This window comes from Intrasporangium sp. DVR, assembly GCF_040365325.1.
GTDB lineage: Bacteria > Actinomycetota > Actinomycetes > Actinomycetales > Dermatophilaceae > Intrasporangium.
On record NZ_BAABZW010000001.1, the window covers coordinates 361229 to 385495 of the forward strand.

23 protein-coding genes and 1 pseudogene are annotated in these 24267 nt (G+C 71.2%); 14 read left to right on the plus strand and 10 right to left on the minus strand.

From position 1 onward, the window contains the following. Positions 1 to 35: 35 nt before the first annotated feature. Both ABWV20_RS01705 and ABWV20_RS01710 read right to left on the minus strand, forming a co-directional pair. Positions 36 to 581 (minus strand): Rv3235 family protein, encoded by a 546-nt coding sequence (locus tag ABWV20_RS01705; protein ID WP_353353015.1) that lies wholly within the window; start codon positions 579 to 581, stop codon positions 36 to 38. Next, complete coding sequence (locus ABWV20_RS01710; protein WP_353353016.1) at positions 578 to 1387, minus strand: LysM peptidoglycan-binding domain-containing protein; 810 nt, start codon at positions 1385 to 1387, stop codon at positions 578 to 580. The genes ABWV20_RS01705 and ABWV20_RS01710 overlap by 4 nt, the downstream gene beginning before the upstream one ends. Before the next feature lie 190 nt (positions 1388 to 1577). Between ABWV20_RS01710 and ABWV20_RS01715 the strand changes: the two genes are divergently transcribed. Then, positions 1578 to 2141 carry a hypothetical protein gene (locus tag ABWV20_RS01715; RefSeq protein ID WP_353353017.1) on the plus strand — a complete coding sequence of 188 codons (564 nt, stop codon included), beginning with the start codon at positions 1578 to 1580 and terminating at the stop codon, positions 2139 to 2141. Between the two features lie 24 nt (positions 2142 to 2165). On the opposite strand, the gene ABWV20_RS01720 is transcribed toward ABWV20_RS01715, so the two are convergent. Continuing rightward, the gene (locus ABWV20_RS01720; RefSeq protein ID WP_317180512.1) at positions 2166 to 2393 is read right to left on the minus strand and encodes a helix-turn-helix domain-containing protein; all 228 of its coding nucleotides are present in this window, start codon (positions 2391 to 2393) and stop codon (positions 2166 to 2168) included. Positions 2394 to 2766: 373 nt separating this feature from the next. Here ABWV20_RS01720 and ABWV20_RS01725 point away from each other — a divergent pair, with 373 nt between their 5' ends. Both ABWV20_RS01725 and ABWV20_RS01730 read left to right on the plus strand, forming a co-directional pair. Beyond that, complete coding sequence (locus ABWV20_RS01725; RefSeq protein ID WP_353353018.1) at positions 2767 to 3378, plus strand: CpaB family protein; 612 nt, start codon at positions 2767 to 2769, stop codon at positions 3376 to 3378. Then, positions 3375 to 4886, plus strand: coding sequence for a CpaE/TadZ family protein (locus ABWV20_RS01730; RefSeq protein ID WP_353353019.1), 1512 nt, complete (start codon positions 3375 to 3377; stop codon positions 4884 to 4886). The genes ABWV20_RS01725 and ABWV20_RS01730 overlap by 4 nt, the downstream gene beginning before the upstream one ends. Here the strand turns inward: ABWV20_RS01730 and ABWV20_RS01735 are convergent. Beyond that, positions 4847 to 6205 (minus strand): hypothetical protein, encoded by a 1359-nt coding sequence (locus tag ABWV20_RS01735; RefSeq protein WP_353353020.1) that lies wholly within the window; start codon positions 6203 to 6205, stop codon positions 4847 to 4849. The two genes, ABWV20_RS01730 and ABWV20_RS01735, sit on opposite strands and share 40 nt — an antisense overlap. Before the next feature lie 9 nt (positions 6206 to 6214). After that, positions 6215 to 6592, minus strand: coding sequence for a hypothetical protein (locus ABWV20_RS01740; protein ID WP_353353021.1), 378 nt, complete (start codon positions 6590 to 6592; stop codon positions 6215 to 6217). Between the two features lie 40 nt (positions 6593 to 6632). On the opposite strand from ABWV20_RS01740, the gene ABWV20_RS01745 reads away from it, so the two are divergent. The 8 genes and pseudogenes from ABWV20_RS01745 to ABWV20_RS01780 all read left to right on the plus strand — a co-directional run bounded on the left by ABWV20_RS01745 (position 6633) and on the right by ABWV20_RS01780 (position 13665). Then, complete coding sequence (locus ABWV20_RS01745; RefSeq protein WP_353353022.1) at positions 6633 to 8054, plus strand: WS/DGAT/MGAT family O-acyltransferase; 1422 nt, start codon at positions 6633 to 6635, stop codon at positions 8052 to 8054. After that, positions 8054 to 8503, plus strand: a complete 450-nt coding sequence (locus tag ABWV20_RS01750; RefSeq protein ID WP_353353023.1) for a DUF6912 family protein — start codon at positions 8054 to 8056, stop codon at positions 8501 to 8503. Before ABWV20_RS01745 ends, ABWV20_RS01750 begins: the two co-directional genes overlap by 1 nt. Before the next feature lie 72 nt (positions 8504 to 8575). Further along, entirely contained in the window at positions 8576 to 9100 is a 525-nt protein-coding gene (locus ABWV20_RS01755; protein WP_353353024.1) for an NUDIX hydrolase, read from the plus strand. A 48-nt stretch (positions 9101 to 9148) separates the two neighbouring features. Further along, entirely contained in the window at positions 9149 to 9745 is a 597-nt protein-coding gene (locus tag ABWV20_RS01760) for a TetR/AcrR family transcriptional regulator (RefSeq protein ID WP_353353025.1), read from the plus strand. Between the two features lie 59 nt (positions 9746 to 9804). Then, entirely contained in the window at positions 9805 to 10779 is a 975-nt protein-coding gene (locus tag ABWV20_RS01765; RefSeq protein ID WP_353353026.1) for an alpha/beta hydrolase, read from the plus strand. 86 nt (positions 10780 to 10865) lie between these two features. Further along, positions 10866 to 11579: an SGNH/GDSL hydrolase family protein gene (locus tag ABWV20_RS01770; protein ID WP_353353027.1), complete on the plus strand. Its 714-nt coding sequence runs from the start codon at positions 10866 to 10868 to the stop codon at positions 11577 to 11579. Between the two features lie 105 nt (positions 11580 to 11684). Next, positions 11685 to 12086, plus strand: coding sequence for a DUF4870 domain-containing protein (locus tag ABWV20_RS01775; protein WP_353353028.1), 402 nt, complete (start codon positions 11685 to 11687; stop codon positions 12084 to 12086). 119 nt (positions 12087 to 12205) lie between these two features. Beyond that, positions 12206 to 13665, plus strand: a pseudogene (locus ABWV20_RS01780) (aldehyde dehydrogenase family protein). A gap of 130 nt (positions 13666 to 13795) precedes the next feature. On the opposite strand, the gene ABWV20_RS01785 reads toward ABWV20_RS01780, so the two are convergent. From ABWV20_RS01785 to ABWV20_RS01795, 3 genes are read right to left on the minus strand one after another with little or no spacing between them, the layout of a single operon-like run. Then, positions 13796 to 14293: a DUF2505 domain-containing protein gene (locus tag ABWV20_RS01785; protein ID WP_353353029.1), complete on the minus strand. Its 498-nt coding sequence runs from the start codon at positions 14291 to 14293 to the stop codon at positions 13796 to 13798. Between the two features lie 56 nt (positions 14294 to 14349). After that, positions 14350 to 14838: a hypothetical protein gene (locus tag ABWV20_RS01790; RefSeq protein WP_353353030.1), complete on the minus strand. Its 489-nt coding sequence runs from the start codon at positions 14836 to 14838 to the stop codon at positions 14350 to 14352. Continuing rightward, a complete protein-coding gene (locus ABWV20_RS01795; RefSeq protein WP_353353031.1) occupies positions 14835 to 15179 on the minus strand; it encodes a hypothetical protein in 345 nt (114 codons plus the stop codon). Before ABWV20_RS01795 ends, ABWV20_RS01790 begins: the two co-directional genes overlap by 4 nt. Before the next feature lie 281 nt (positions 15180 to 15460). Here ABWV20_RS01795 and ABWV20_RS01800 point away from each other — a divergent pair, with 281 nt between their 5' ends. Both ABWV20_RS01800 and ABWV20_RS01805 read left to right on the plus strand, forming a co-directional pair. Then, positions 15461 to 20554, plus strand: coding sequence for an NAD-glutamate dehydrogenase (locus ABWV20_RS01800; protein ID WP_353353032.1), 5094 nt, complete (start codon positions 15461 to 15463; stop codon positions 20552 to 20554). Positions 20555 to 20691: 137 nt separating this feature from the next. After that, positions 20692 to 22176, plus strand: a complete 1485-nt coding sequence (locus ABWV20_RS01805) for a sensor histidine kinase (RefSeq protein ID WP_353353033.1) — start codon at positions 20692 to 20694, stop codon at positions 22174 to 22176. Between the two features lie 110 nt (positions 22177 to 22286). On the opposite strand, the gene ABWV20_RS01810 is transcribed toward ABWV20_RS01805, so the two are convergent. Further along, positions 22287 to 22535 (minus strand): WhiB family transcriptional regulator, encoded by a 249-nt coding sequence (locus tag ABWV20_RS01810; RefSeq protein ID WP_013493302.1) that lies wholly within the window; start codon positions 22533 to 22535, stop codon positions 22287 to 22289. A 360-nt stretch (positions 22536 to 22895) separates the two neighbouring features. On the opposite strand from ABWV20_RS01810, the gene ABWV20_RS01815 reads away from it, so the two are divergent. Beyond that, positions 22896 to 23345, plus strand: coding sequence for a hypothetical protein (locus ABWV20_RS01815; protein WP_353353034.1), 450 nt, complete (start codon positions 22896 to 22898; stop codon positions 23343 to 23345). 93 nt (positions 23346 to 23438) lie between these two features. Here the strand turns inward: ABWV20_RS01815 and ABWV20_RS01820 are convergent, their stop codons facing one another. Next, entirely contained in the window at positions 23439 to 24266 is an 828-nt protein-coding gene (locus tag ABWV20_RS01820) for a GDSL-type esterase/lipase family protein (protein ID WP_353353035.1), read from the minus strand. Position 24267 lies beyond the last annotated feature (1 nt).

The window sequence follows — 24267 nt, forward strand, 5'->3', positions numbered from 1 at the left end:
GGACGTGGTCGGGCCCTCGGCATGCCTGACATGGCTCAGCCCAGTGCCACCTGGGTCATCAGCCAGCGCCCGTCGAGGCCCTCGAGGCGAAACGCCAACGCGCGCACCCGACCGTGCGAGACGACGACCGCACAGGCCTCCACCACGCCGTCGGTGGGCTCGCAGACACGGACGCGACGGACGCGGGCACGGCGTCTGGGGCCCGCGGACAGGCGTCGGCTCGAGACCAGGGCGCGCCGGGCGAGCAGGGAGTAGACCGTCGGGCTCGTGTGCCGGATGAGCTGGGTGGCCGGCCGCTGCCCTGAGATGACCTCGACGACCGCTTGGGCCATCTTGGCGACGAACGGCTCCGGCTCCGGCAGCTCGCTCGAGCGAGTGGGCCGTCTCTCGAAGTCGTCCTCGCCTGCCGGGAAGAAGTCGAGTGCGAGGGCCTGCTGGGTGTATGGCGCCGCCTCGAAGGTCCAGGCATCGTCTGCGCTGATCCGACGCGGCGACACGTCCGGTATGTGTCTCACCGTGAAGGCGGCTGCGGGTCCGGTGGAGTGGAGCGTGAGCCCTCGCGACGGCGGTGCCTCGGTCACCTGGTCACCTCCGCGACCGGGGCCCGCAGCAGCTGACCCGGAAGGATGACGTCGGGGTCGTCGCCGATGACGTCCCGGTTGGCCTCGAACCAGCGTGGCCACTCCGCCGCAACGTCCGCGGTGCTCGCACCGGGACCCAGATGGCGCTCTGCAATCGTCCAGAGCGAGTCGCCCCGGCGCACCGTGACGGTGTCGACGACGGTGCCGGAGGGCCGCAACGGGCTGCCGAGCAGCCTGGTCGTCTCCGGACGGGTGACCGAGAAGGGCCGGTCCGGAACCCACCCGGGACGAGGGACGGCAGGCGCCGGGGCGACATCACCGCGGGACTCATCGAGCAGGAGCCCCGGCGTTCGGGGGGCGTTCGGCGTGCCCGGCTGCGAGACCGACCGGGACCCGCGGTGCTGGTCGGCGGCCGTGGCGGACCCGCTGGGCGCAAAGCCCGGGAGGGGGACGGGCACCTCCGTCGCTGCGTGGGGGCTCGGGGTGTCGGCCGCTGCGATGGCCATGGGTGCAGGCAGCACCACGGTGCCGACGGAGACGCCGAGCGAGAGGGCGAGCATTCGGCGCGCGAAGTGGGGAGCCAGTCGATCGGCGAGCCGTCGGAACACAGCTCCGAGCGCTCCCGGCGCGGTGCCCAAGGCCACGATCGAGAAGGTGACCGCGAGCCAGCCGGTGAGGGCCACGGCACCCCAGAGCAACCCGCCACTGAGCACCTCCTCCACAGTGGCTGGCCCGCTCGAGGACCGGGCCGGCCAACCCCGCACGGCCAGCTGGGCCAGCGCCCACGCGAGGGCGGCGCTGGTCACGGGCCAGCCAACGGCTCTGAGGAGGGACGCCTGTGGCGGCCCAGCGGACGGATGCACCCCTGAACGTGTCATGCGTGCATTTAATTTCGTTTGATGTCGTTTGGCAACAGTTGCGCGCCACTGCTCTGGACAGGGGCTAGGCTGCCTCGCAGCTCACGGATCGCCGCCGCACGACTGCAAGGAGCGTGAGATGCGCTGGGATCGACTCTTCGAGGACCTCGAGGCGCTTGCGGATGCCGACCTGGGCGTCGAACGCGACGCCGAGGTGGCCGACCGGACCCGGCGCGAGCGCGCCCTCGTCGGTCTGCACGCGCGCCTGCTCGCCAACGTGGGCGGGCCCGAGCTGTCCATCCGGCTGGCGCGGCCCTCGCACACCGCTGAGGGGCTGGTCACCGGAACACTCGGCGACGTGGGTCCGGACTGGCTCCAGCTGTCGGAGGGTGGGAGACAGTCACTCCTCGTGCCGCTGGCCGCGGTCAGGGGAGTCGTGGGGCTGCGGGCCGGCGCTCACGAGCCGACGATCGTCGCCCGGCGGTTCACCCTCGGAGCGGTCCTCCGCGGCCTGAGTCGGGGACGGGTCCCCGTGGAGGTGAGTGACCTGGATGGGCGCACCCTGACCGGGACGGTCGACGCCGTCGGCGCGGATCACCTCGACCTGGCCGAACACCCCCTCGACGAACCGCGTCGACGGGAGCACGTCGTCCGCTGCCACGTCCTGCCCTTCGTCGCGCTCAGCTGGATTCGCCACCCCTGAGACCTGCTCCTGCCGGCGCGCTGGTCACTCCTCCCCGGCGCCCCCGAACGGGTGAGCCTGCACGAAGGAGCGGGTCTCGGCGTACATGCGCTGGATGTAGTTCTCGAGCTCGGTGACCTCGACCCGCCACTGGCCGCGACCGCCGATCTTGATGGCGGGCAGCTCGCCCGAGCGCACCAAGGCGTAGGCCTGCGCTGAGGAGATGTTGAGGATCTCCGACACCTCGGCCAGCTGGAGGAACCTTTGGGCCACGATCGCTCCTTCACTCCGTTGCCGCAGAACGACGGCACGTGCGTCGTTGAGCAACTCATACCCCGGGCTGGGTCCGGTGCACACGACCCGTCCCGCCCGGGACCATGCTAGGTGCCATTTCGGCACGATGATTTAGTTTTCCACAGTTTTCTTCCTCCAGAGGCGGTTTGACCGCGGATACGGCACTATGTTTCCCGGCTGGTCCGGTGACTGCACCGGACGACGATGCCGCAGCCGATGTCCGACGGCTCGCCGCCTCTCCGGGGCGCGGGTCGGCCCGACGTGTCACCAGGGGGTTGTCCGACCAATGAGCGAACATGCCGCACCGACCGCCAAACGTCTCGAGAGACCCACGTGGCGGGACAGTCGCCTCGTGGTGGGCGTGGTCCTCGTGCTCGTGTCCGCGGCTCTCGGCGCACGGCTCGTCGCAAGCGCCGACGACCGGGCTCCGTACTTCGTCGCTGCGGACGACCTCGTGGCCGGTGACGAGGTGACGGCGGCATCCTTCAGGCGCGTCGAGGTCGCCCTGTCCGACGGGATGGGGCAGTACGTCCGAGCGGACGCTCCGGCGCCTGAGGGCCAGCTGCTGACCCGGGACCTGCGGGCCGGCGAGCTCGTCCCGACCTCGGCCCTCGGCTCGCCCGGCGAGCTCGACCTGCAGCGGGTCACCGTGCGCGCGGACGCCGTCTCCGCGGCCGGCCTCGACCGCGGTCAGCGGGTGGACGTCTATGTCACCCCCGACTCCGCCGTGCGCGTCGGCGATGGGGAGAAGGAGGATGTCCCCGGCACCGCCCGGCTGCTCCGAGCGGTCGCGGTCGTCAACGTCCTCGCGAATGAGGGCGGGCTGGGCGCCGCGGCCCAGACCTCCGTCCAGCTGTACGTGCCTGCGGATCAGGTGATGGCGGTGGTCGAGGCAGTGGACCACGACGCCAAGATCACGCTGGTGCCGGTGTCCGGAGCCGGCGGCGGGGCGAGAGACGCATGACCGACGTCATCACCGGACTCAGCCCGGAGTGGGAGGCCGTCGTCGCCACCGCCCTGGAGTCGGCAGCCGGTGTCACCGTGACCCGACGGTGCGCCGATGTCCCCGAGATGCTCTCGGTGGCCGAGGCAGGGCTCGGCGAATGTGCCGTGGTGAGCGCGGACCTGCGTGGCCTGGACCTGACGACCCTGCGGCGCCTCTCGCAGGCGGGACTCTCGGTCATCGGCCTCTGCCCGCCGGGGGACGAGGGTGCGGAACGCCGGCTGCGCCAGCTGGGAGTGGCGACGGTCCTGCCCGTCGACGCCGACCCGGCCTCCTTCGCCGCCTCGGTCCAGCGGCGTGCCGGCGGTCCGACCCCGGCCGGCCTCCCGACCGACGGCCACGGGTCGGGCGGTCCCGGCTCCGCCGGGGCCGTCACCATTCCCGACCATGTCCCCGACGATCTCCTCGACGCTCCGGCGCGGCGCTCCGGCCCGGTCAGCGTCCCGCAGGTCGGTGGGCTGGTGTCTCCCGCCTCGATGCCGGAGCTCCCGGCCGGAGCCCCGGCAGCTGAGGGCTGGCAGCCGCGGGGCGCCGAGACCGACGTCCACGCCGGCGGGTCCACGGGCGAGTGGGACACGGGCGACCCGGGCCGCGCAGTCAGGTCGACCATCCTGGCTGTCTGGGGTCCGACAGGTGCGCCGGGGCGCACCACCGTCGCGGTCAACGTGGCCGTCGAGCTGGCATCGAGGGGGCAGGAGGTCCTCCTCGTCGACGCGGACACGTATGGCGGCTGCATCGCCCAGGCCCTCGGACTGCTCGACGAGGCGCCGGGCCTGGCGGCGGTGTGCCGAGCCGCCGACCAGGGCACCTTGGACCTTCCCGCGCTGGCTCGCCTCGCGCCCGTCGTGACACCGGGGCTGCGCGTGCTCACGGGGCTGCCCAGGGCGGAACGATGGCCGGAGCTGAGGGCCGCTGCTCTCGAGCGGGTCTTCGACCTTGCGCGCGAGCTCACCCAGATCGTCGTCGTCGACTGCGGCTTCTGCCTGGAGGACGACGAGGAGCTGAGCTACGACACCGCGGCCCCGCGTCGCAACGAGGCCACGCTCACGGCGCTGGCCCGAGCCGACACGATGCTCGCCGTGGGCGGCGCCGACCCCGTGGCGCTCCAGCGGTTCGTGCGGGCCCTGCAGGAGCTCGGTTCGGTGCCCTCGCCGCCGCCGGTCCCGGTGGTCAACCGCGTCCGGAGCAGTGCCGTCGGTTCCCGCCCGGAGGAGCGGATCGCGGAGTCGCTGCTGCGCTTCGCGGGGCTCGACGGGCTCCATTTCGTGCCCGACGACCCGGACACCGTCGATGCGGCCCTGCTCGCTGGTCGCTCGGTGGTCGAGCACGCTCCGGACTCGCCCCTGCGTGGAGCGTTCGGGGAGCTCGCTGCGGCGGTGGCGCCGTGGACGCGGACGCGCGCAGGGGGACGTGCCGGCCGGCGATGGGGTCAGGGGGCGAAGAGGATCGTCAGACCGGCGAAGGTGTAGAAGAGCATGGTGACCATGAGGGGCACCTGGCCCACGATGGCCGACCGCCGGTCGAGGACTGACACTGCCCGCTCGTGGGCGGCGAGCACGCCGAGGAGGTGCCCGGCGACGATGCTCACGGCCTGGATGGTGGCCACCAGGGTCGCTTGGACGAGGGTGTCGTCGGGCCGGATCCCGGCGGTCCCGAGCAGGTCCGCTCCGGTGCCGAGCGGGTCGCTGAGCAGGGCGAGGCCCACCGGAGTCTGGTAGACGAAGAGCGACCAGTAGTGCGCGACGACGTACCCGCCTGCGATCGGGATGAGGGAGGGGGCGATGTCGGACACGAAGTGGAACGACTCCCGGATCGGGCGTCGGGCCAGCGCCATCGAGACCGCGGAGGCGACCCAGAGAGTGAGCGCCACGGCCGCGAAGAAGGCGAGGAGGGTCGCCGTCTTGAGGAGCGAGGCGGAGATGCTCGACGTCTGCACGAACGTCGCCCAGGCGAGGTTGGCGGAGAAGCCGTCGTAGGCGGTGCTGCCGAGCATCACCGCGACGGTGGCGACGAGACCTCGCTCACCGCGAAGCTCGTTGATCCCGTGGAGCGGCGTGCGCAGCACCCACCGACCGTCCGTGCGCCGACCGAGGGGGGACAGGGCGCCGAGCAGCCGAGACCAGGCCTCGAAGGGGTCCGCGCGGTCGAACCAGGAGCGGCCGAAGAGGCCGGCACCCAGGACCGAGACGAGGAGGAAGGCAAGGATGAGCAGCCGCAGGAACGGGATGCTGGTGTTCTCGGTCGCGACGAGCTCGACCCAGGTGAACAGGCCCAGTCCCACGGCTGCCGGCCACCAGCCGGCCCGGTAGGGCAGGACGGCGAGGTCGGGGGAGACGCGGGCGAGGCGCAGCAACCCGCTGTGCAGCAGGCGCAGCGGGTTGATGATGCGCCAGACGGGTCCGAGCACCATCGACACGAGGGCGAGGCCGACCCAGAGCCATACGTAGACAACGTGCGGAACGGGGTTGCGGGCGCTGTCGGGCCCGGCGAGCAGGGCCACGAGGGTCCACAGCGTCAGGGCGACGGACACCACCTGGGCGACGCGACGCACCCAGCGGGAGTCGAGGACGACTGCGATGCCGCTGGGGAGGAGGACGCCCTGTGAGCCGCTCAGGCGTGGCTCGCGCCACAGCACGCCGATCGCGAGGAAGGAGATCACGAGCGCCACGAGGGCGCTCACGAGGAGGGCGACGAAGGGCAGCGGCAGGTCGCTCCGACTTCCGACCCCGTGCGTCGGGAGCGCGCCGAGGAGGGTGGAGATGCTGCCGTATGCCGCTGGGCTGGCCACCGCTCGTGCCTACCGAACCGCGACGGTGAGGATGGTCAGGGCGGGGTCGTGCGTCTCGACCTCGAACACCCCCGATTCGGTGCCGACGAGCTTGACCGTCGTGGGCACGCCTGCCTTCAGGTCGGCCTCCGTCCCGTTGAACCCGTGGGCGTGCAGCTCGTCCCCGTGGTCGACGGTCACGGTGAGCTCGAGGGCCTGCCCGATGCCGAGGTCGACCTGGGTGGGCGGCGGTGTGATCGTCGTGCCGGTGACCGTGATGTCGATCCGCTCCGCGACCGGTGCGCTGGCGACTGCCTCCGGAGACAGGGAGTCGGGGGACCCGCACCCGACGGCTCCGGACAGCGCGAGGAGGCAAGCGGCATACGGCAGGACACGATTCACACGCATGGGGCGGATCCTACGGGCAGCGGTCTGGCAGAGTGTGAGCATGTCGGACCGGCTGACCTCTCTCGACGCGTCCTTCCTCTATCTCGAGCAGTCGACGACGGCGATGCACGTGGGGTCGGTCATGATCTTCCAGCCGCCGGGCGAGGGCTTCGACCACGACAAGCTGGTCCGGATCATCGAGAACCGGATCGGGGCGATCCCGCGGTTCCGCCAGAAGGTCCGCGACGTCCCCGGCCGGATCGCCAACCCCGTCTGGGTCGACGACGAGGCCTTCGACATGAGCTACCACGTCCGCCGCACCGGACTGCCCCGTCCCGGGACGGACCGTCAGCTCCAGGACTTCGTGGCCCGCGTCCAGCCGCGCAAGCTGGACCGGACGCGGCCGCTCTGGGAGGTGTACTACGTCGAGGGGCTCGAGGGCGGTCGCTTCGCCATCGTCACGAAGACGCATCATGCGCTCATCGACGGGGTCAACGCGCTCGACATCGCTCACGTCATCGTCGACGCCACCCGAGGTGAGGGGCTGGCTGACGGGCAGGTGCCGTGGGAGCCGGAAGCGTCGCCGTCCTCGATCGAGCTCGTGGCCGGGGCCGTCGTCGACGCGGTGCGTCGCCCCACACAGGTCCTCGACCTCGTCAGGGGTGGCCTCAACGATGCCCTGCAGGTCGGCGTGCGGGCCGTGGAGTCGGTCGGCGCCGTGGTGTCCACGGTGGCGCGCACGGCGGCCCGCCCGGCGCCGCCATCACCGTTGAACGCCGAGGTCGGGTCGGCTCGCCGCTGGGTCATGGTCTCGACGGACCTCGAGGACTACCGGACGGTCCGCAGGCGGCTCGCGAAGGGCGCATACGCAGAGGACGTCACCATCAACGACGTCGTGCTCGCGACCATCACGGGCGGCTTCCGCAGCTGGCTCCTCGGTCGGGGGGAGCCAGTCCACCGCGGCAGCGTGGTGCGGGCGATGGTGCCGGTCAGTGTCTACGGCGACGACCCGGCCGGGATGTACGCGAACCAGGTGATGGCGTGCGTGGTCAACCTGCCCGTCGGCGAGCCGGGCGCCTCGATGCGGCTGCACCAGATCGCCTTCGCGATGCGCCAGCAGATGGAGGGCGGGCAGGCGGTGGGCGCCACGTCCCTCGCCAACCTGGCCGGCTTCGCGCCGCCGACGCTGCACGCCCTCGGCGCCAGGCTGGGTTCCGCGGTGTCACGCCGCCTCTACAACGTCATGATCACCAACGTGCCGGGACCGCAGGCCCCGCTCTACGCGGGCGACGCGGAGATGTTGTCGACCTACCCGGTGACTCCACTGGCTCGGGGGCAGGCTCTGTCCATCGGGATCACGTCCTACAACGGTGGCGTCTACTACGGCCTGAATGCCGACCGCGACGCCATGCCTGACGTGGACGAGCTTGCCGCCTCGATCGTCGAGGCCTTGACCGAGCTGAGGAGTGGGAGGGAGTCCTGATGCCTGTGGTCCGGATCTATCTGCCGATCGGCCGGCGTGACCTCGATGACCTCGTCGAGACGGGTCTGCTCGATGCGTCTGCCGCGAGCCCGCGCGAGGCCTTCGGTGTCACCGAGGGGCTCCGGTCACGGGCCACCGGCCTCGACGTGGAGGAGCTGGAGTACGCCGCGTTCGCCGACGCGGTGGCTGCCTCGGCGGCCGCACGGTCGGCGCCGGGCGCGCGTCGTGTCGTGGCCGCAGCCGATGCCGATCCGGCCTGGGTGGTGGACCGTGCCGGCGGAGCCGTGAGCTCTCTGAGCGTGGTCGCCCCTGTGCCGGGCGCGCGAATCGCCTCGTTCCACGTGGACGAGCAGGCCGGCGTCGCCGGCGACAGTGCAGCGACCGAGGCCGGGGAGCTGCTCTGGTATGACGTGACCGAGCTGGACGAGGTCCGCAGGATGCTCGCGTGACTCGTGGACGCTCCGCGGTGGCGACACGGTCTCACCAGTGCGGTGCAGGCAGGTGGTCACCGGAGGGGCGTCGTGGACGACGAGCTCATCGCCCACTGTGACCCGGACGGTCACGTCGTCGGTGCTGTGCCGCGGTCGCTCATGCGTCGGCACAACCTTTGGCACTGTGCCTCCTCCGTCGTCGTGCGCGGCGACGCCGGTCGGGTCTACGTCCACCGGCGCACCGAGACCAAGGACGTCTTTCCCGGCCTCCTCGACTTCGCGGCGGGGGGAGTCGTCCTGGCCGGCGAGGAGCCGGCAGCCGGCGCCGTCCGTGAGCTCGACGAGGAGCTCGGGATCCGGGGGGTCGCGCTCACCCCACTCGGTGTCGTCCGGTACGCCGACGACCACACGCGCTACCACGCCCATCGCTTCGTCGTGGCGTGGTCCGGCCCGGTGCGATGGCAGGCAGAGGAGGTGGCGTGGGGGGAGTGGGTCAGCGTGACGGACCTCGTCGGGAGGGTCGAGGCGCAGCCCGCTGCCTTCGTGCCCGACAGCGTCGACGTGTGGCTGGCGCTCCTGCGCATCTGGCGCACCCGGGAGGAGACCTCGGGTTGACCGTAAAACCCATTGCGACCGGCCGAACGATCGTGCTTTTATTGGGGAGTGACCAAAGGCGAGCAGACCAAGACGGCGATCCTCGGGGAGGCGAGCGAGCTGGCCTCCCGAGTCGGCCTCGGCGGGCTCACCATCGGCACCCTCGCCACCGCCACCCGGCTGTCCAAGAGTGGCCTCTACGCGCACTTCGCGTCCAAGGAGTCCCTCCAGGTCGAGGTGCTGCAGTTCGCCCGCGACCTCTTCACCGACAACGTCCTGCGACCCGCCGTGCGGGCGCCGCGTGGCGAGCCTCGGCTCCGGGCCTTCTTCGAGCACTGGCTCACGTGGCAGTCGAGCCGGTTCGTGGGTGGCTGCATCTTCGTCAATGCGGCGAGTGAGTTCGACGACCAAGAGGGTCCGGTCCGGGATGAGCTCGTCCGGGCCGAGCGCGACAAGCAGGACTCCATCGCCCTCGTCATCCGCACGGCAGTCGTGGAGGGCCACTTCCGGCCTGACGTGGATGCCGCGCAGGTTGCCTATGAGCTGGAGGGCATCCTCCTGGCGCACCACCACGCGCGCCGCCTGATGCGCGACCCCCGCGCTGAGGGCCACGCCCGGCAGGCCTTCGAGCGGTTGCTCGAGGGCTGCCGCGCAGCACCCGCCTGACGGCGGTTCCACCTCCACCGGCGCGCCTGAGCGCGCGTCACCACCACAGGGAGATCGACATGACTGAGTCATCACCAAAAATAAGCACGATCGGTCGTTCTATTGTCCGTCGCGCGGTCCCTGCCGCGTTCCGCGCCGTCGACGCAGTCGCACCCCCTCTCGCCGCTGCGTGGGCCTACCGCCTGTGGTTCCGGCTCCCGCCGCCCGCGCGGGTGGCCCCTGCCGTGGACGAGGGGATTCGGGAGCTGTTGGGCGAGCCGTTCGAGGTGGGTCTGCGGGGCCGGCGGATCCGCGGCTGGGTCTGGGGAGAGGGACCGGTGGTCTACCTGGTCCACGGCTGGAGCGGGCACGCCGAGCAGCTGCGGCCCCTGGTCCGGCACCTGCTCGAGCACGGGCTGAAGGTCATCGCCTTCGACGGACTGAGCCACGGCCACTCGGACGCCGGCGAGCACGGGCCCACATCGAGCGACGCGGTGGAGCTGGGCCGTTCGCTGGACGCCGTGGCCGCCCGCTTCGGTCCGGCTCGAGCCGTCGTCGCCCACTCCATGGGGGCGCTGTCCACGCTGCTGGCGCTGCGTGACGGCTGGCTGGCCACCGAGCGGCTCGTCCTCATCGCCCCCGTCGAGGGGGTCCCCGACTTCCTCGAGAGGTTCCGGGCCCTGCTGCGCTTCGGCCCCCGGACCGAACGCCGCCTCGTCGCTCGCGCGGAGCGCCGCACCGGCTACCGCATCTCGGCGCTCGACGTCGGCGGGCTGGCCCGGCAGCTCCATCCGCGACCTGACCTGCTCGTCGTCCATGACCTCGACGACCGCGAAACCCCTCACGGACCGTCGGCGCGACTCGTCGCCGGGTGGCCGGGCGCCCAGCTCTACTCGAGCGTCGGGCAGGGGCACCGGCGGATCATCGCCGATGCGGCCGTCGGGGGAGCGGTCGCCCGCTTCGCGGCCCGGCTCCCGGTGGAGCCGTCGCTGCACGGCGGGGAGGTGCCGCAGCCCATCGCCCGGCTCGGTGCGCAGGAGAGCAGCGTGGCCTGACCGCAGGCCGCATGAAGGGGACGCCGGCTGTCCAGCCCGTGAGAGGCGATGGGCCACGCTCGAGGGCGCCTTGTTACCGTGCGTCAATGGACTTCACCGCCGACGAGTACGCCCGCCGTGATGCTGAGCGCCTGCGTCAGGTTCTCGCCGGGCCGCCGGTGACGTGGACGTTCATCGGCGACAGCATCACCCAGGGCGTCGTGCACACCCATGGCTGGCGCAACTACGTCGAGCTCTTCGCCGAGCGAGTCCGTGGCGAGCTCGGCCGGCTGGGCGATGCAGTGGTCAACTCTGGCGTGTCAGGAGCGACCGCTCAGGATCTGCTCGGTGAGTTCCACTGGCGGGCGGGGCGGTTCGCTCCCGATGTGCTCTTCGTGATGTTTGGCACCAATGACATGCTCGACTCGGAGGAGGGCGTGCGCGGGTTCCGGTACCGGCTCGACCAGATCGTCCAGCAGGGGAGGGACGTGGGTGCCACCGTCGTCCTCCAGACGCCACCTCCCGTCCTCGCCGACGGCCCACGCACTCCGGAGCTGATGGCTCGCTACGCAGCGGCCGTCCGAGAGGTGGCCGAGGCGCTGGGCGTGGTTCTCGTCGACCACGCGGCGGCATGGGAGCGATCGGCCCGCCGGGTGGGAGCCGAGGTCGCCCCCTCCGGCTGGCTCGACGACGCCTTCCATCCGAGTCCGCGCGGGCACCAGGCGCTGGTCCGCACCCTCCTCGAGACGCTCGACATCGACGACCCCGGCAGCCCGGTGTACCGCCTCGCCGACCGCTCAGAGGTGGCCGCACAGGTCTGAGGGGGTTGCTCCCACGGCCGCAACCTCGAGTCCCAGGGTGGTCTCAGGGTGGTCTCAGGGAAAACCTCCATGGCAGGGGAGCAGTCGGGGTTGCAGACTGGAGACATGACGTACCCCTACCAGCCGGACCCGACCCGCGACGCCGTCGCCGTGACTGATGACGAGCGCACGTGGGCCGTTCTCGGCCACATCTCCACCATCGTCGCCGCGGTCCTCTCCGTCGGCTGGCTCTCCTTCGTCGGTCCGCTCGTCGTCTGGGCGCTCTACAAGGACCGGAGCGCCTTCGTCCGGCAGTCGGCCGCCGGCGCCTTCAACTTCAACGTCCTGATCTGGGCGGTGACGATCGTCGGCTGGATCTTCTTCATCACGCTCATCGGCATCCCGATCGCCATCATCCTCTGGATCGTGGCCTTCGCCGCGAGCGTCTACTGCCACGTTCGTGGTGCCGTGCTCGCCAGCCGCGGAGAGCTCTACCGATACCCGTGGGGCATCACCGTCCTGCGCTGACGCGCACCGCTGCTCCGCTCGCACTCCGTCGGGGTCGCCGTGGAACGATGGGGTGGTCGCCCACGAGGTGACCACCCCATCGGCGTTCCACGGCGCCGACGCACACAGCAGGAGTCTCGATGGATGCAGTGACCCACGTGCCTGCACCGGTCAACGAGCCGGTGCTCGACTACGCCCCCGGATCCCCGGAGCGTTCGGCGTTGGAGGCCGCCCTGGCGGAGCTGGGCTCCACGCAGGTGGAGCTGCCGCACATCATCGGGGGCAGCCGGGTCATGGGCGGCGGCGAGGAGATCGTCGTCCGGCAGCCGCACGCCCACGCCAAGGTCCTCGGCACCATGCGTGGTGCCACCGCGGACGACGCGGGCGGAGCAGTCGCCGCGGCGAAGGAGGCCGCGCCGATGTGGCGCGAGCTGTCCTTCGACGACCGGGCCGCGATCCTGCTCAAGGCCGCCGAGCTGCTCGCCGGCCCGTGGCGCGCCCGGCTCAACGCCGCGACGATGCTCGGCCAGAGCAAGACGGCCTACCAGGCCGAGATCGACGCCGCGTGCGAGCTGATCGACTTCTGGCGGATCAACGTGCACTTCGCCCGCCAGATTCTCGAGCAGCAGCCGCCGCTCAACTCCAAAGGTGTGTGGAACCGCTCGGACTACCGCTCACTCGAGGGCTTCGTCTACGCGATCACCCCCTTCAACTTCACGTCCATCGCGGGCAACCTGCCGACCGCGCCCGCGTTGATGGGCAACACCGTCGTCTGGAAGCCGGCGCCGACGCAGCAGCGGTCGGCCACGCTCATCATGGAGGTCCTCGAAGCGGCCGGGCTGCCGCCGGGCGTCATCAACATGCTCACCGGCCACGGCGCCGCTGTCTCCAAGGTGACCTTGACCGATCCTGACCTCGCCGGGATCCACTTCACGGGGTCGACGCCGACGTTCCAGCGCCTGTGGAAGGACGTCGCGACCAACCTCCACCGCTACCGCACCTACCCGCGCCTGGTCGGCGAGACGGGCGGCAAGGACTTCATCCTCGCGCACCCCTCGGCGGACCCGGCCGTGCTGCGGACCGCGATGATCCGCGGGGCGTTCGAGTACNNGACGCCATCGACCGGGCCCGGGCGACGGACGGCGTCGACATCATCGCCGGGGGCACCTACGACGACTCCGAGGGCTACTTCATCAGGCCCACGATCTGGGAGGCGAGCGACCCCGAGGACGAGTGCTACACCACTGAGTACTTCGGGCCGATCCTCTCAGTGCACGTGTTCCGGGACGGGGACTACGACCGAGTGCTCGACCAGATGGAGGGGATCGCACCGTACGCGCTGACCGGGTCGATCATCGCCCAGGACCGGGCCGTGATCGCGGACGCGACCCGCCGGCTGCGCTTCGCCGCCGGCAACTTCTACATCAACGACAAGCCCACCGGCGCGGTCGTCGGCCAGCAGCCGTTCGGCGGGGGCCGGGCCTCGGGCACGAACGACAAGGCCGGCGCGGCCCAGAACCTGCTCCGCTGGACGAGCGTGCGCTCGATCAAGGAGACCTTCGTGCCCCCGACCGACCACCGCTACCCGCACATGGGCTAGCCCGAGGCCCGGGCTGACCCGAGCGAGCCACGTTGCCGGCCAGCCCCCGCCGGGAAGCGAGCCCAGCGGCATACGGCATGTCGTATGCCGCTGGGCTGGGTCACCCGGCCACGTGACCCTGACGCCTCGGTCAGGCGCGCTCGTCGAGCCAGCGCCGACCCGACTCGTGCTCGCTGCGCAGCGCCTTGATGAAGGCAGGCGCGGCGGCCTTCTCGATCCTGCTGCCGATGAGCGGGACATGCGCCTTGAGGTCCCCGTCGATGGTCAGGTGCGTCGCTCCATCCTCCGGATCCATCCGGACCGTGCCCCGCATCGCGACCGGCGCGCCGGCCGCCTCGACCGTCAGCGTGCCGTCGCGTGACCCGTCGGGGCCGGCGGGGCCCCACCGGTAGGTCTCGGTCACCGAGAGCCGAGCGCCGACGATGGACCGCACGAAGTCCGGCAGGCCGTCGGTCGACAGGTCCCGGCGGGTCACGACCACCGCGCCATCACCGTTGTCGCGCACGGCGACATCGTGCTGCAGCGCGCCCGAGTCGGCGCACTTGCGCTCCTGGAACTCGGGGCTGGTCTTCATCGCATACACCACGTCCACCGGGGCGTGGTAGATGATCGTCTCGGTGATCCGCATGCCCCAACGCTAAGGCACGGTGCCCGAGCGAGCCGCCCAGAGCCGGCCGAAGACCCTCACGACCCGAGGCGGCAGCGCTCGCTCACTGCGGCGAGGGCGGGGCCGGAGCGGGCCAGCTCACGCGCGATCCGCCCCAGCTCCTTGCCCTCGGCGGCGGTCACGCGGTTGAGCAGCTCCTGCAGCCGCTCTCGGGCCCGGAGGCGGGCCACCGGGTCGACCCGGCTCGGCCCGGGTGGCTCCACGACGAGGCTGCCGTCGACCACGAGGTCCGCCCGGGCGGCCTCGGTGGACAGCTCTCGGACCCGCGCGGACCCGGCCAGCACCGTGGCCGTGAAGGACTGGAGGGCAGCTCCGACCGAATCGAGCTCGTGGGCGACCCGGCTGAGCAGGTCCCGCTCGCGGGCGGTGACATCCGGTCGTCCGGCTCGCCCCGCCCGCTCGGCAGCCTCGGTCAGGTCGACGACGAGGTCGGCGAGGGTGATGGCCTGCTGGCGCAGTGCACCGCCCAGGGCCGACGTCGAGCCGGGGTCACCGAGTGAGCTCATGTCGCGTCGCTGCCGCGCGCCGCCGAGGGGTGGGGCGTCGTCGGTGTGGTCCGGGCGGCCGGGCCGGACCACACCGTCGGTCCCGGAGCGGCCCGGCCGACGTCGATCAGCCGCTCCTCGAGTGCCTCTGACACGGCCCGGAGGGTGTCTGCGGCCTGCTCGACCCAGGTGTCCAGGGCCCGCTGAGTGCCGATGTCGCCCAGATCGGGCAGGTGAGTGAGCAGCTGGTCGGCCAGGTCGTCGCTGACCCGCCGCCCGCGGTCGAGGGCGCGCAGGGTCGCTGGGTCGGCCACCGCACCAGCGGCAGCCGCATCGGTCCCGAACCCGGGCCTGCCGGTCATGGCTCCACTGTAGGGACTTGCCGCCGGATGGCGCCGCGGTTCTCCACCGTCGCCAGCCGCCACCCGCCGCCGCCACCACCCGCCGCCGCCACCACCCGCCGCCGCCACCACCCGCCGCCGCCACCACCCGCCGCCACGCCCCGGCACCGAGCGCCGCTCGTTGGCGGCGCGATCGGCGGGCCGGTACGGGGGCGAAGTCCAGCGGATATAGGCTCACATCATGAGATGCGCGCACGACGGAGTGACGCGCACGGGCCCATGATGAGGAACAAGAGCATCGCATGTCTGCGCCACTCGAGCAGTCCCGGATCGACGTTCTCCAAGCCGCTGCCGCGGCCCTGACCGCCACCAGCGCCAAGGCCACGACCAAGCTGGCCGCGCGGGGGAGGGGCCGGGGCAGAACCGGCCCGAAGGACGGCTCGGACGCCTTCCTCAAGGCCTACTACCGCCTCGTCGCGACCGAGGACCTGATCGCCCGCGACCCGGCTGAGCTGGCCGCAATCGCCGTGGGGCACAAGGAGTTCGCCCAGCACCGGCCCGTCGGCACCTTCAACGTCCGCGTGGTCAACCACGACGTCGACGCGAGCGGCCACGACGTCAAGTACACCGACGTCGACATCGTCGTGGACGACATGCCCTTCCTCGTCGACTCCGTCGTGGCCGCGTTGGGCGGCTTCGACCGCGGCGTGCACATCATCGTCCACCCCCAGATGAACGTCACCCGCACCGTGACCGGCGAGCTCGTCGACGTCGTGACGGACCCCACCACGCAGATCCCCGACGACGTCGCACAGGTCCGTGAGTCGTGGATGCACCTCGAGATCGACCGACTTCCCGCCTCCGCGATCCCCGACGTCGAGGACCGCCTGCGACACGTGCTCCAGAACGTTCGCGACGCCGTCGAGGACTGGCCCAAGATGCGGGCCCATGCCCTGACCATCGCCAGCGAGCTCAAGGCCGCGGCGCCCCCCGGCACGAGCCCGCACGACGCCCGCGAGGCCAGTCGGTTCCTCGAGTGGCTCGCGCACAACAACTTCACGTTCCTCGGCTACCGCGAGTACTCCCTCAGCCGAGAGGACGGCCGGGACGTCTCGCGCCAGGTCCCCGGGACCGGGCTGGGGCTGCTGCGCTACGACCGTCCGCAGGCCGGCACGGGCATCGTCCTGACCCCGGCTGCGAGCCGCGCCGCGCGCGACGCGAACATCCTCATCATCACCAAGGCCAACTCCAGGGCAACGGTCCACCGCAACGTCTACCTGGACTACATCTCGGTCAAGAAGTTCGATGCGAGAGGCGAGTGCGTGGGCGAGCAGCGGTTCCTCGGGCTCTACGCCTCACCGGCCTACAACGACACGATCCACGACATCCCGCTCCTCGACGTCCGCGCCCAGGAGGTCCTGCGCCTCACCGGGCTGACGGCGGAGAGCCACTCCGGCAAGGACATCCTCCAGATCCTGGAGACCTACCCTCGCGACGAGCTCTTCCAGACCAGCGCGGCCCAGCTCGCCGAGGTCGCCACGGCGGTGCTGCACATCCAGGAGCGCCGCAAGACCAAGCTGTTCCTCCGGCGGGACGAGTTCGGACGGTTCATGTCCTGCCTGGTCTACCTGCCCCGGGACCGTTACAACACCACGGTCCGGCTCAAGATCCAGGCCCTCCTGCTCGAGACCTTCGGTGGCGAGACGATCGACTTCACCACCCGCGTGAGCGAGTCGACCCTGGCCCGGCTGCACTTCGTGGTGCGCATGCCCTCCGGCATCGAGATCCCCGAGGTGGACGAGGCCGCGCTGGAGCAGCGGGTCATCGACGCCACGCGCACCTGGGACGAGGATCTTGTCGAGGAGCTCAGCCGCCGGCGTGATGCCGAGGGCGCGGCCCGAGCCATGGCGGAGTACGCCAAGGCGCTGCCGGAGGCCTACAAGGAGGACTTCGGTGTCGACATCGCCGCCGAGGACCTGGACCGGGTCGAGGCGCTGGGCGACGGCCCGTCCGCCACCTCCCTGCACCTCTACCGGGACCCGAACTCCACCGACCCGCAGGAGCGCCGGTTCAAGCTCTACCGCCGGGGGCGTCTCTCCCTGACGCAGGTGCTGCCGTTGTTCACCCACCTCGGGGTCGAGGTGACCGACGAGCGTCCCTATGGGTTCCAGGGCCCGGACGGCGCGGAGCTGCACATCTACGACTTCGGGCTCCGTGTCGACTCCGGCCAGTGGTCCGACGGCGCTGCGGCGACGGACGTCAGGGCCCGTTTCGAGGAGGCCTTCCGGGCTGTCTGGTCGGGCGAGACGGAGTCCGACGGCTTCAACGCCCTCGTTCTCGTGGCCGGGCTCACCGCCCGACAGGTCGTCATCCTGCGGGCCGTCGCGAAGTACCTGCGCCAGTCCGGCTCGACGTTCTCTCAGGAGTACGTCGAGTCCGCTCTCGTCGCCCATCCGATGATCTCCCGGCGCCTGGTGGAGCTCTTCGAGACCAGGTTCGACCCCGACCGTTTCCCGGACAGCGAGGCAGGCCGTGCCAAGCGGGAGTCCCGAGCCAAGGCCCACGTCGCCAAGATCCGGGAGGCACTCGACGACGTGGCGAGCCTCGACCACGACCGGATCATCCGGGCCCTGCTCGGCGTGATCCGGGCCAGTCTGCGCACGAACTTCTACCAGGTCGACGAGTCCGGCGCCGCGAAGCCCTACGTGGCGATCAAGCTGGACCCCAAGCGTGTTCCGGACCTGCCGGCCCCGCGCCCGATGTTCGAGATCTGGGTCTACAGCCCGCGCGTCGAAGGGGTGCACCTGCGTTTCGGCAAGGTGGCGCGTGGAGGACTGCGCTGGTCCGACCGCCGCGAGGACTTCCGCACCGAGGTGCTCGGGCTCGTCAAGGCCCAGATGGTCAAGAACGCCGTCATCGTCCCGACCGGCTCCAAGGGCGGGTTCTATCCGAAGCAGCTGCCCAACCCGTCGGTCGACCGCGGGGCCTGGCTCGAGGAAGGGATCGCGTCGTACCGGATGTTCATCTCCGGGCTGCTGGACGTGACGGACAACCTCGTGTCCGGTGCGGTCGTCCCACCCGAGCGGGTCGTGCGGCACGACGACGACGACACCTACCTCGTCGTCGCCGCGGACAAGGGCACCGCGAAGTTCTCCGACATCGCCAACGGCATCTCGGCGGACTACGGCTTCTGGCTGGACGATGCGTTCGCCTCCGGGGGCTCGGCCGGATACGACCACAAGGGGATGGGCATCACCGCCCGGGGGGCCTGGGAGTCGGTCAAGCGTCACTTCCGGGAGATGGGTGTCGACACCCAGACCCAGCCCTTCACGGTCGTCGGCGTCGGTGACATGAGCGGAGACGTCTTCGGCAACGGCATGCTGCTCTCCGAGCACATCCGGCTCGTCGCTGCCTTCGACCACCGCCACATCTTCGTCGACCCCGATCCGGACCCGAGCAGCTCGTTCGCCGAGCGACGTCGCCTGTTCGACCTGCCGGGTTCCTCGTGGGCCGACTACGACCGCGGCCTGATCTCGAAGGGCGGCGGTGTGTTCGACCGGTCCCTCAAGTCAGTTCCCCTCACGCCGCAGATGACCCAGGCGCTCGGCCTGCGACCGCAGACCAAGAGCCTGACGCCCGCCGAGCTGATGAAGGCCATCCTCCTGGCCCCCGTGGACCTGCTCTGGAACGGCGGCATCGGCACCTACGTCAAGGCCAGTGGGGAGACCAACTCCGAGATCGGCGACCGCGCCAACGACGCGATCCGCGTCAACGGCGCAGACCTGCGGTGCAAGGTGGTGGGCGAGGGCGGCAACCTCGGCGCCAGCCAGCTCGGCCGGATCGAGGCGGCCCTGGCCGGCGTCCGGATCAACACCGACGCCATCGACAACAGCGCGGGGGTCGACACCTCCGACCACGAGGTCAACATCAAGATCCTGCTCACCGAGCTGACCCGCTCCGGCAAGATGACGATGAAGCGCCGCAACACGCTGCTCGCATCGATGACCGACGAGGTGGCCCAGCAGGTCCTGCGTGACAACTACGAGCAGAACGTCCTCCTCGGCAACGCCCGGGCCCAGCAGCACGCCATGCTGCCGGTCCACGAGCGGCTCATCCAGTTCCTCGAGGAGCACGGCGGGCTCGACCGAGCCCTCGAGTTCCTGCCGAGCGACGCCGAGATCGCCCGGCGCCAGAAGGACGGCAAGGGGCTGACGTCGCCGGAGTTCTCCGTCCTCGTCGCCTACGCGAAGCTGCACGTGAAGAACCAGCTGATCGACTCGGCGCTGCCGGACGACCCGTGGTTCACCACCACGCTGGCGGAGTACTTCCCCACGCCGCTGCGCCGCACCTTCGCCGAGCAGATCGCGGTGCATCCGCTGCGCCGCGAGATCGTCACCAACGCCGTGGCCAACAGCATGGTCAACCGGGGTGGGATCACGTTCACCTACCGGGCGGTGGAGGAGACCGGAGCCTCGCCGGAGCAGGTCGCGAGGGCCTACGTCGTGTGCCGCGAGATCTTCGACCTCGCCGGCTACGTCGCGCGGGTCGAGGCGACCGACAACGTCGTGACCACCTCGGCCCAGACGAGCCTCTACCTCGAGTTCCGGCGCCTGCTCGACCGATCGGTCCGCTGGTTCCTCACGACCCGGCCCGCCACGCTCGACATCGCCGCGGAGGTCGCCCGGTTCCGGCCGGGGATCGCTGCCCTCGGCGGCCGCATGTCCGAGCTGCTCCAGGGACGTGAGCAGGCGCGCCTGCTCACGCGGGCCCGGGAGTTCGAGAGCAAGGGCGTGCCCGAGGAGCTCGCCCTCTCCGCGGCCGCGCTGCTCGACTCGTACTCGCTGCTCGACTGCATCGAGATCGCCACAGACACAGGAGAGAGCCTCGACGACGTCGCCGCCGTCTACTTCCTCACCTCGGACACCTTCTCGATCGACGCCATGCTCAACCGGGTGACGTCGCTGCCGCGTGAGAACCGCTGGGATGCCATGGCCCGTGGGGCGCTGCGGGACGATCTCTACGCCGTCCTCGAGGTCCTCACGCGTTCCGTGCTCGAGGTGAGCCGACCGGGGACCCCGGCTGCACAGCGCCTCGCCCAGTGGTCCGAGCTCAACGCGGACGCGCTGACGAGGGCGAGGGCAGCTCTCGGTGGCATCGAGCGGATGTCCTACGCAGGGATCGCCGCTCTCTCGGTCGCCCTGCGCACCCTGCGCACCGTCACCAAGCCGGCGTCGTCGGGCACCGGCACCGGGAAGGCCACCGCGCCCAGGACCGCCCCTGCGTCGAAGCGGCCCGGGGCCACGTCCGCGCCCAAGGCCGCCGCGAGGTCCGCGGCCAAGCCAGCGGCCAGGAAGGGCACCCCGGCCCGGAAGGCCAGCCGACCGCCGGCCAGGTGACCTCCGTGGGACGGCCCCGGATCGGTCCCGAGACCTCCCTCTCGGCCCCAGCCCACCAGCCGGGCCAGAGGGAGGCGGGAGCGAGCCCAGCGGCATACGGCCAAGGACTCGAGGGCGTGTGCGCATAGGCTCACCCTGTGGCAACCCTGAGCGACCTCCTTCGCCGCCGGACCGTGCTCGGCGACCATGACGTGGAGTGGCTCCACCTGCTCGTCGGGGACTGGCAGCTGATCGCCGACCTCTCGTTCGCCGACCTGGTCCTGTGGATCCGCTCGACCGAGGGCACCTGGGAAGCGGTCGCCCACGTCAGGCCGACCACGGGTCATCTCGTGTTCGTCGACGACCAGGTCGGGCGGCACGCCGACGACGACCACACGGGCCCGTTGCTCGACGAGGCCGCGGACGAGCAGCGCATCCTGCGCGTGCGGCAGGTCGAGGTGCCGAGCGACTCCGGACACCAGTCCGTGCGTGAGGAGTACATCCCGGTCGTCCGCGACGGTCGGGTCGTCGCCGTCGTCACCCGCCACACCAACCTGTGGACGACCCGGACCCCCAGCCGGCTCGAGATCACCTACCTCGCGACTGCCGACGCGCTCTGCCGGATGGTGTCCGCGGGGGAGTTTCCCCACCTCGCTGCACCCACCGGCCTGCGTCGCGGCGCGCCGCGGGTCGGCGACGGGGTCATTCGCCTCGACATCGACGGCGTGGTGACCTACGCGAGCCCCAACGCCGTGTCAGCGCTGCACCGACTCGGGCATCTCGGCGAGGTCGTCGGGGCCAGCCTCGCCCAGATCGTCACCGACAACATCCGCGAGTCCTACCCGGTCGACGAGGGCCTGCCGCTGGTCGTCACGGGGCGCCAACCCTGGCGGACCGAGGTCGTCGGAGGAGGCACCACCGTCTCGATGCGGGCGATCCCCCTGACCGAGGCTGGCCAACGATTCGGCGCCCTCGTGCTCCTGCGCGACGTGGGCGAGCTGCGGCGTCGCGAGCGCGAGCTGATGACCAAGGAGGCGACGATCAGGGAGATCCACCACCGGGTCAAGAACAACCTCCAGTCGGTGGCGGCCCTGCTCCGGCTCCAGGCCCGGCGCGTGCCCGACGGCGAGGCTCGGGCGGCCCTCGAGGAGGCCGAGCGGCGGGTCGGGACCATTGCCATGGTGCACGACCAGCTGAGCCAGGGCTTCGACGAGACGGTCGACTTCGACGCCATCGCCATGCGCGGCCTGAAGGCCATCGTCGAGGTGTCCGCCAACGGCGCGCCGGTCCAGACGAGGGTCGAGGGGTCCTTCGGACGGCTCCGCGCCGAGGACGCGACGGCGCTGGCCATGATCATGAGCGAGCTGGTCCAGAACGCCATCGAGCACGGCCTGGGCGAACGCGGCGGGGACGTTGCCGTGACCATCGAGCGGCTCAGCGACGAGCGCGGCAGGGCCATGCTCATCGTGTCGGTCGTCGACGACGGAAGAGGGATCGACCCTGCTCGCCCGCCCGGGTCAGGGCTCGGCACCCAGATCGTCCAGTCCCTCGTCGCCGACCTGCAGGGCCGGATCTCCTGGGAGCCGGCGACCCCGAGGGGGACCCGGGCGCGGTTCACGGCGAGCCTGCGGGCTCCCAGCTAGCCGTCTCCCGGTTGGGGTAGCCAGCCCTCGAGGCCAGGGAAGGGCTCGGCCCGGGCACACGAAGGCCCGGTGACCGCGGGTCACCGGGCTCAACGTCTGTCGTGGGAGGGTCAGCCGGCGCGGCGGGCCCTCGCGTTGCGGCGCTTCAGGGCTCGGCGCTCATCTTCGCTGAGGCCACCCCAGACACCGGCGTCCTGTCCCGTCTCGAGGGCCCACTTGAGGCAGGTGTCGATGACCGGACAGGTTCGGCACACGGCCTTGGCCTCTTCGATCTGCAGGATGGCCGGACCAGTGTTGCCGATGGGGAAGAACAGCTCGGGGTCGGCATCCAGACAGGCAGCGCGGTCGCGCCAATCCATGTGGCTCGTGCTCCTTCATCATGTCGTTCGGCACCACGCAGGGGTGAGTGGTGGTGCGGTTCTCGGCGCCAGCGTCGTTGTCGGAGCCATTACTCGGGGGTGTTGGGTGGGCGTTTCGGTGTGACCCGGGATCACTCTTCCCCTGACCAACGGAAACGCGCACGAAGAGGTTCCGTACGCGTCTCTGGTCGTCAACCAGTGTGCCGAGAGCCCAGGAGGTGCAGCAAGGCTTTGGGCGCAGATCACACCAAGAGTTGATCCTATCTGCAGTTTGCGTTCAGATCCAGACCCACCTCCCGTCGGGTTGGCAGGTGAGCGGTCTCTCCAATCGTCACCTGCAGGGGCCACTAGGCTCGAACGGTGACCGATTCGACCCGTTCGAGCGACCCCCTCGAGCCCGGCGCGGCCCCGGCCTCAGCCGCTCGACGCCCCCGGGCGGCGGTGGCGGCGGCCCTGCTCACGCTCGTCGAAGCCCTGCTCCTGCTCCTCCTCGCCGGCTTCTACGGCTACGAGATCGGCATCGGCGCGGCAGACTCGCTGACGACGGCTGTCACGTCGGGCGCCCTCATCCTCGTGTTCGCCGTCGGCCTGCTCCTCGTGGCGCGCGGGTGGGCCCGCGGGGAGAGCTGGCCGCGGACGCCCACCCTGGTGTGGAACGCCCTGCTCCTCCCGGTCGCCTGGTCGCTGCGCGAGTCGGAGCAGACTGCCCTCGCGATCGGTCTGGCGGCGCTCGCCCTCGCGAGCCTGGTGGCAGCGCTCGCCACTCCGGCTCGCCACCCGGAAGGGCCGGGCCCCGCGCCGTCCCGGTGAGGGCCACCGGCTCGGTGCCGGTGTGAGCAGGACCACGCTCCGACACCCGGGCGCTCGCCGACCGTCTCCCCGCTGGTTCACAGTCGGGTCGCGTCAGCGCAGGGACAGCCAGTCGTTCCAGCCGTTGTGCAGGACCAGCCACGCGATGAGGCCATAGCCGGCCTGGCCCGGATGGGCTCGGTCCGGGCTCGCAGCCAGGTCGGCCATCCACTGGTCGTGGCTCGCCAGCGGCCGGAAGCAGTCGACATAGGTGATCCCCCGCCGGGCGCACACGTCGGCCTGGGCCTCCGCGAGCGCCTCGATGCGCCGGTTGAGCTCACCGTCGAGCGATGGGGTGAGGCCCACGACGAAGACGCCGATGCCGGCGCTCGTCGCCTCGTCGATCACGTTGGCCAGATTGAGCCGGGACCGCGCCATCGTCATGCCGCTGAGGATGTCGTCGGTGCCGAAGGACAGCACCAGGCGCCGCTCCGACCGGCCCTTCCACCGCGGCTGGGTCTCGGTCGCCCACCGCGCGACGACGTCGCCGGACGTGCTCCCGCGGATGCCGAGGTTGTAGGCCGTGAGGTCGATGTCCGGATGCTGGGTCCGGGCCACGACGCGGCCGACCCAGCCGAGGCCCTTGGGATCGCCATACCCGGCGGTCGTCGACGCGCCGACGAAGACCATCCCGACGTCGCGGACTCCCTCCGAGACGCTGAACTCCGTGGTCGGCGCGAAGTAGGGCTCCGGGGTGCTCTCGGCGGACGCAACGCTGGACTGTGCCGGAGGAGGCGGCTCCTCGGGGCTGGCGGGCGGCGGGGTGTCCGGCGCGGTGGTGCGCGCGGCGGTGGGGCCGCTGTCGAACCGCGGGTGTGCGGACGGATATGCCGGTCCCACGCCGAATGGCGGTCGGTCAGGGCCGTTGGCAGAGTTGGTCACG

Bases quoted from the DNA above. Each gene is read 5' to 3' on its own strand.
- ABWV20_RS01715 (WP_353353017.1), top strand. From the start codon at position 1,578: ATGCGCTGGGATCGACTCTTCGAGGACCTCGAGGCGCTTGCGGATGCC.
- ABWV20_RS01730 (WP_353353019.1), top strand. From the start codon at position 3,375: ATGACCGACGTCATCACCGGACTCAGCCCGGAGTGGGAGGCCGTCGTC.
- ABWV20_RS01740 (WP_353353021.1), bottom strand. From the start codon at position 6,592: ATGCGTGTGAATCGTGTCCTGCCGTATGCCGCTTGCCTCCTCGCGCTG.
- ABWV20_RS01745 (WP_353353022.1), top strand. From the start codon at position 6,633: ATGTCGGACCGGCTGACCTCTCTCGACGCGTCCTTCCTCTATCTCGAG.
- ABWV20_RS01750 (WP_353353023.1), top strand. From the start codon at position 8,054: ATGCCTGTGGTCCGGATCTATCTGCCGATCGGCCGGCGTGACCTCGAT.
- ABWV20_RS01765 (WP_353353026.1), top strand. From the start codon at position 9,805: ATGACTGAGTCATCACCAAAAATAAGCACGATCGGTCGTTCTATTGTC.
- ABWV20_RS01770 (WP_353353027.1), top strand. From the start codon at position 10,866: ATGGACTTCACCGCCGACGAGTACGCCCGCCGTGATGCTGAGCGCCTG.
- ABWV20_RS01775 (WP_353353028.1), top strand. From the start codon at position 11,685: ATGACGTACCCCTACCAGCCGGACCCGACCCGCGACGCCGTCGCCGTG.
- ABWV20_RS01785 (WP_353353029.1), bottom strand. From the start codon at position 14,293: ATGCGGATCACCGAGACGATCATCTACCACGCCCCGGTGGACGTGGTG.
- ABWV20_RS01790 (WP_353353030.1), bottom strand. From the start codon at position 14,838: ATGAGCTCACTCGGTGACCCCGGCTCGACGTCGGCCCTGGGCGGTGCA.
- ABWV20_RS01795 (WP_353353031.1), bottom strand. From the start codon at position 15,179: ATGACCGGCAGGCCCGGGTTCGGGACCGATGCGGCTGCCGCTGGTGCG.
- ABWV20_RS01800 (WP_353353032.1), top strand. From the start codon at position 15,461: ATGTCTGCGCCACTCGAGCAGTCCCGGATCGACGTTCTCCAAGCCGCT.
- ABWV20_RS01810 (WP_013493302.1), bottom strand. From the start codon at position 22,535: ATGGATTGGCGCGACCGCGCTGCCTGTCTGGATGCCGACCCCGAGCTG.